General features: G+C 58.9%; 3 protein-coding genes. 2 read left to right on the top strand and 1 reads right to left on the bottom strand.

Annotated features, from left to right (window positions below):
• Positions 1 to 380: 380 nt before the first annotated feature.
• On the top strand, positions 381 to 2474 hold the full coding sequence (locus AC3WQN_RS25340; RefSeq protein ID WP_103399156.1) for an LTA synthase family protein: 2094 nt from the start codon (positions 381 to 383) through the stop codon (positions 2472 to 2474).
• 69 nt (positions 2475 to 2543) lie between these two features.
• Here AC3WQN_RS25340 and AC3WQN_RS25335 read toward each other — a convergent pair whose 3' ends face one another.
• Positions 2544 to 2696, bottom strand: coding sequence for a DUF3309 family protein (locus AC3WQN_RS25335; RefSeq protein WP_103399155.1), 153 nt, complete (start codon positions 2694 to 2696; stop codon positions 2544 to 2546).
• 291 nt (positions 2697 to 2987) lie between these two features.
• Here AC3WQN_RS25335 and AC3WQN_RS25330 point away from each other — a divergent pair, with 291 nt between their 5' ends.
• Positions 2988 to 3791, top strand: a complete 804-nt coding sequence (locus tag AC3WQN_RS25330; RefSeq protein WP_103399154.1) for an SDR family oxidoreductase — start codon at positions 2988 to 2990, stop codon at positions 3789 to 3791.
• The last annotated feature ends 65 nt before the right edge of the window (positions 3792 to 3856 follow it).

Below are 3856 nucleotides of genomic sequence, written 5' to 3'. Positions count from 1 at the left end.
AGGGCCGCTTTGCGCCCCAGCGGGAGCAAGCTCCCTCGCCACGGGTTTCGTGTTCGGCTTTATTTCTCTTAACTGACTGGCATTAGCCTTGCGGCCCTTTTTTATGTTTCCAGATATGCGTTGCACGAAATTTTCACAATCGCTCCAAGACAATTCGCCCGCGCCGTTTTCACGTCAAACACTCAGCTTGCCCTAGGTTCAAGGCCTCCGTGGTCGGACTTTGGGGCGTGTGCCAGTAAAAAATGGCAAAGCCGTGGGTGATCGTGCAACATCTGCACTCCGCGCAAGGTCCCGGCCATCTGCTGCAATACATGGCAATGAGAGGGCTGGGCGCCACTACTTTTTTTGTAACTTCAACCTCCAATGGGTCCTGAAACGACATGTCAAACCCGGACGCCCTGAGTCAGCAGCGAGCTTCGAATCGCTTGCTGCAACCGACCGTCAAATCCCATCTGGCTTATACGCTGCTCTGCGCCCTGGTCATGATGGTGATGCTCTCCCTGCTGCGCCTGGCGCTGCTGGTCTACAACCGGGAGATGATGCTGGATACACCGGCTTCGACCTTTCTCGAAGCCTTCGCCAACGGCCTGCGTTTCGACCTGCGTCTGGTGATCTACCTCAGCATTCCGCTGTTGCTGTCGCTGTTCAGTGCCCGGGCGATGGCTGCCCGTGGCCTGTTCCGCTCATGGCTGACGATTGTCTCCAGCATCGCGCTGTTCCTCGGCCTGATGGAGATGGATTTCTACCGCGAGTTCCACCAGCGCCTCAACGGCCTGGTCTTCCAGTATGTGAAGGAAGACCCGAAAACCGTGATGAGCATGCTCTGGTACGGCTTCCCGGTGGTGCGCTACCTGCTGGCGTGGGTCATTGGCACCTGGCTGTTGAGCCTGGCGTTCAAGGGCGCTGACCGTGCAACCCGTCCGCGTGGCCCGTTCAGCGGTGGCAATGTCAGCACCCGTCAGGTGGCGCCGTGGTACACCCGCGTTGCCGTGTTCATGGTGTGCCTGCTGATCTGCGTAGCGGCCGCCCGTGGCACGCTGCGTCAAGGCCCGCCGATGCGCTGGGGTGACGTGTACACCACCGACTCGAACTTCGCCAACCAGCTGGGCCTCAACGGCACGCTGCAACTGGTCGCGGCGGCGAAAAGCCGCATGTCCGAAGATCGCGACAACATCTGGAAGGCAACCCTGCCACAGCCTGAAGCCCAGGAGATTGTCCGCGACATGCTGGTGATGCCGGACGAAAAACTGGTGGATGCCGATACCGCAGCTGTGCGCCGTGACTTCATGCCGCCCGCCGACAAGACCCTGCCGATCAAGAACGTCGTGGTGATCCTGATGGAAAGCATGGCCGGACACTCGGTCGGTGCCCTGGGCGCGCCTGGCAATATCACGCCGTACCTGGACAAGCTGTCCGAGGAAGGCCTGCTGTTCGACCGCTTCTTCTCCAACGGTACCCACACCCACCAGGGCATGTTCGCCACCATGGCCTGCTTCCCGAACCTGCCAGGCTTCGAATACCTGATGCAGACGCCGGAAGGCAGCCACAAGCTGTCCGGCCTGCCGCAGTTGCTCAGTGCGCGCAAGTTCGACGACGTCTACGTGTACAACGGTGATTTCGCCTGGGATAACCAGTCGGGCTTCTTCAGCAACCAGGGCATGACCAACTTCGTCGGTCGTAACGATTACATCAACCCGGTGTTCTCCGACCCGACGTGGGGCGTGTCCGACCAGGACATGTTCGACCGTGGCCTGGTGGAACTCAAGGCGCGTGAAGGCGGCAAACCCTTCTATGCGTTGCTGCAAACCCTGTCCAACCACACCCCGTACGCGTTGCCGACTCCGTTGCCGGTAGAGAAAGTCACGGGCCGTGGCAATCTCAACGAGCACTTGACTGCCATGCGCTACTCCGACTGGGCGCTGGGTCAGTTCTTTGAGAAGGCCCGTAAAGAGCCGTACTTCAAGGAAACCCTGTTCGTCATCGTCGGCGACCATGGCTTTGGCAACGAGCGTCAAATCACCGAAATGGACCTGGGACGTTTCAACGTGCCGATGCTGATGATTGCTCCCGGCATCCAGGAAAAGTTCGGCAAGCTCGACCACACCGTCGGTACTCAAGTCGACATCGTGCCGACCATCATGGGTCGCCTGGGTGGCGAAGTGCGTCATCAGTGCTGGGGACGTGACCTGCTGAACCTGCCTGAAGGCGACACCGGTTTTGGCGTGATCAAGCCGTCGGGCAGCGAACAGACCACGGCGATCATCACCGTCGATCAGGTGCTGGTGCTGCCGAAGGAAAAAGACATGGCGCCGAAGATGTACCAGTACCAGCTCGGAGCCAATCCTGGCGCCCAGGTCGTACCGGATGCACCGGCAACCGCCCAGATGAAGCAAAAGCTGGAAGCGTTCCTGCAGACGGCGACCAAGAGCCTGATCGATAACACCGCCGGTGTGGTCGATGGCACGCCGGAGTAAGTACGTGCTGCACTAAAAAAGAGGCCCGTTCGGGCCTCTTTTTTTTGCTCTTGTGAATAGAGTCGGTGGTCAAATCCTATCGAGCAATAGCAACACCAACAGGACGACCACGACGACGCCGAGGACACCGGATGGACCATATCCCCAGCTTCTGGAGTGCGGAAAGACCGGCAGACCACCAATTAATAGCAAGATCAGAATAATGAGAAGAATTGTGCCCATGTCGAGTTCCTCATTAGCCAGTTGTGACCGTCATTGGGATTGAACCGAGCGTCTTAACTGTTCTGAGTTTAGCGGGTCAGTGAAAATTCAAAGTTTCTTTACTGGTTTTGGTTCGAGCGCTTATTTCGTTTTTTGCGGGATGGGCCGTCAGTGGCGCGCGTAACCTTCTTCGGCGTCAACATTCAATGGCCAAGGTTTGCCTGGGGCATTCAGCAGTTTGATGGTCATGGGTGCAGGAAAATCCTTCGCTACACTGCGAGCATCTCTCCCAGAACAACAAGGCTACGTCCTATGCAAAATCGCATGATGATCACTGGCGCCGGGTCCGGCCTGGGTCGCGAAATCGCTCTGCGCTGGGCGCGTGAAGGTTGGCAGCTGGCCTTGTCCGATGTCAGTGAGCCGGGCCTGCAAGAAACCCTGAGGCTGGTCCGCGAGGCCGGTGGTGATGGTTTCATCCAGCGCTGCGACGTGCGTGACTACAGTCAATTGACGGCCTTCGCCCAAGCCTGCGAAGTCAGGTTCGGTGGCATCGATGTGATCGTCAACAATGCGGGCGTGGCCTCCGGCGGCTTTTTCAGCGAGCTGTCCCTGGAGGACTGGGACTGGCAGATCGCGATCAACCTGATGGGCGTGGTCAAGGGCTGCAAGGCCTTCTTGCCGCTGCTGGAAAAAAGCAAAGGCAGGATCATCAACATCGCCTCGATGGCGGCACTGATGCAAGGTCCGGCCATGAGTAACTACAACGTAGCCAAGGCGGGCGTCGTAGCGTTGTCCGAGAGCCTGCTGATCGAGCTGGCGCAGCAGGAGATCGGTGTACACGTGGTCTGCCCATCGTTCTTCCAGACCAACCTGCTGGACTCCTTCCGCGGTCCGACGCCGGCCATGAAGGCCCAGGTGGGCAAGTTGCTGGAAAGCTCGCCCATCACCGCCAGCGATATTGCCGACTACATCTATCAGCATGTGGCCGCGGGCGAGTTCATGATCCTCCCGCATGAGCAGGGCCGTATGGCCTGGGCGATCAAGCAGAAGAACCCGCAACTGCTCTACAACGAAATGACCCAGATGGCCGACAAGATGCGCACCAGGGTCTGTTGACGTTTGGTGGCGAGCCGCGTTGCTGGGCCAACGTGGGCGAGGCAAGGCGCGGGATGCCGCCAATG

The organism is Pseudomonas sp. FW300-N1A1 (assembly GCF_058789115.1).
The sequence above is the reverse complement of the archived record's forward strand: the minus strand, read 5'-3'. Positions and strand labels throughout refer to the sequence as shown.